The sequence below is a fragment of the Mesorhizobium sp. M2C.T.Ca.TU.002.02.1.1 genome, from assembly GCF_003997225.1.
Genome location: NZ_RZTO01000894.1, coordinates 1 through 2389 on the forward strand (window position 1 = coordinate 1; position 2389 = coordinate 2389).

The 2389-nt window shown below is 60.0% G+C and carries 3 protein-coding genes and 1 tRNA gene; 2 read left to right on the forward strand and 2 right to left on the reverse strand.

Going from position 1 to position 2389, the window contains the following annotated elements:
• Positions 1–558, reverse strand: a 558-nt coding sequence (locus EOD07_RS31050; protein ID WP_164772718.1) for a septal ring lytic transglycosylase RlpA family protein, incomplete at its 3' end; no start/stop codon positions are given.
• 590 nt (positions 559–1148) lie between these two features.
• Between EOD07_RS31050 and EOD07_RS31055 the strand changes: the two genes are divergently transcribed.
• Positions 1149–1238 (forward strand) — tRNA-Ser (locus EOD07_RS31055).
• Positions 1239–1305: 67 nt separating this feature from the next.
• Positions 1306–1551, forward strand: a complete 246-nt coding sequence (traD, locus tag EOD07_RS31060; RefSeq protein WP_281059101.1) for a conjugal transfer protein TraD — start codon at positions 1306–1308, stop codon at positions 1549–1551.
• A 61-nt stretch (positions 1552–1612) separates the two neighbouring features.
• Here traD and EOD07_RS31065 read toward each other — a convergent pair.
• Positions 1613–2389: efflux RND transporter periplasmic adaptor subunit (locus EOD07_RS31065; RefSeq protein WP_127238007.1), on the reverse strand; the 777-nt coding region annotated here is incomplete at its 5' end.

Consider the following 2389-nt stretch of genomic DNA (forward strand, 5'->3'; position numbering starts at 1 on the left):
ATATTCGACTTTGACCCTGGCCGTGCCGACCTTGTCGTAGTCGAGCATCTGCGCCGCGCGTTCGGAGACGTCGATGATGCGGCCTTCATGATAGGGGCCGCGGTCGTTGACGCGCACGATCACCGAACTGCCGGTCTCCAGATTGGTAACGCGGGCATAGCTCGGCAGCGGCATCGTCGGATGCGCCGCCGTCAGATGCGTCATATCATAGACTTCGCCATTGGCGGTCAGACGGCCGTGGAAGGCATCGCCATACCAGGACGCCAGCCCGACCTTGGTGAAGCCCTTCTTATCTTCCTTCGGATAATACCACTTGCCGCGCACCTGATAGGGTTTTCCGAGCTGGTCGCGGCCGCCGCCGCGCCGCATGAACTGGACGCGCGGGCTCGCCTTCACGCCATATTCGGATTCGGCGAAATATTCCTTGGAGCGGGCCTTCTTGTAAACCATCCCCTTCGGCTCGGGTTGCGAGGCGCAGGCAGCCAGCAGCAGGCCCGAAAGGGCGCACAGGGCGAAAGCAGAAGCGCGACGAAGACGCGGGCGCGCCAGTTCCTGCATGTTTTCGATTGTCCCCTACCGTGCTGCACCTGTCGGAGCCAGAAGTCGCCCGTTAGGCCAACACCTTGATCCCCAATCCCTTTTGCACAGGAATTGCTTATCACGATGTTAATCGATTATGGCCGCAACAGGGCGAGATTATGGCACGAGCACAATACCGCCGCTCGGAAGGTCCTTGCTCGTTCGAGGATACTCTTCTGCCGATAGCGCCGGCCACAAGATCGTCGGCGCGTCAAATCCGAATAAGAGTAAGGCTTTGTCCCGCTATTGCGGCTGCACGTCGGACGGCAGCTGTTGGGCCGTCGCACGAGACAGCTTCTGGCGCTTCGTCAAAACCGGCTTCTCATAGATCTTTTTCATCAATTCCCCCGTTAGAATATTAGCATGTACAGATTGGCAGGGTCTTGGCGGCATTGTCAATTGCATCCGACCGGCTTCCTGCAATTGCCCGCCGGCTCCCGAGAACAGTGATTGAGCCTTTCCTGCGATTGACAGATCTTTGCACGGCGCACTAGAGCATGGGGCGCTTGCGTTCCTGTCGGCACGGCCTTGTGGTCAGCGGAACGAAGCGCCTCGTGAAAAATCACGATGGAGGGATGGCCGAGCGGTTTAAGGCACCGGTCTTGAAAACCGGCGTGGGCGCAAGTTCACCGTGGGTTCGAATCCCACTCCCTCCGCCACTCAACCTTCCCCAACACCCGCCATGTCGCAGCCTGGTGAACCATGCCTTGCGCGTCATAGGCGTCGATCGCAGCGCCCAATGACGATCGCGCCATCATCTACGGAGCAATGCTTTGGATGGGCGACAGGCTCAATACCGATCAAGGCGAACAGTTGCGAGAAATCTGGTCGACGAGAGGCAGAAAGGCGTTCATCGCGGAAAAGGCAAAAGCAGTGGCAAGCCTCGCGCGCGCTGACGAACATGCCAGCGACGTGAGGACCTTATATATCGCAACGCCGCCCGCCACCATGCCGGCAGCCGAGGCTGCTTAGTAGTGCGACAGTTGCCCTGCCAGAGAGAATCAATCCGACGCCAGGTCTCGGAAGTCGGCATTCAATCCGTCGTGCCGTCGAAGGAAACCCTGCAGCGATGGCCGGCGGGGAGCTTTTGGCCGGTATTAGAGAGTTCCACACGCACACCGAACGTGCTGGACGCAGCATCAAACACCGAATCCACGACTTTGACGGTCCCCTCATAGGTGCCAGTGATCGGTTCGTTAGGCTTGACGATTGCCGGCATGCCCACCTTGATGCTGCCGAACTTGTTCACAGGGAGGAAGGACTCGACAAACAGAGGGTCGAGCTGGGCGATAGTGGCGAGTTGTTTGTCCTGATCGAGATACTCGCCCTTGGAAAGCGACCGCTGGATCACGATACCGGTGATTGGGCTGCGGATGGTCTTCTGTTCGAGCACGGCCTGCGCCCGGTTGAGTTCCAGTTCCGCCGCGCGCTTGCGCATCTCCGCGAGCGCCAACTCCCGTTTCACCACCTCCGCCTCCGCGACCGCGGCATCGAGGTCGCTCTTCGCCGATATGTTGCGCTTTACCAGTTCCTCGATGCGCGACAGCTTGTTTTGCGCGAGGTCCAGGCGCGCTTTCTGCGCCTCGATCTCGCTTGTGCTCCCTGCCTGCACCGTCATCAGCGCCACCGTGGCCGACTCGACTTTCGACGAGAGCGTAGCGATTGCCTCGCCGGCGGTGACCCTGTCGCCGCGGTTGATAATGACGGAATCGAGCAGGCCCGGAACCTGGCTGCCAACCTTGACGACGATTGCGGGATCAATGACGCAGTCAAACGATTCGGCCGCCGCCGAAGCCGCGGCCGAAATCCC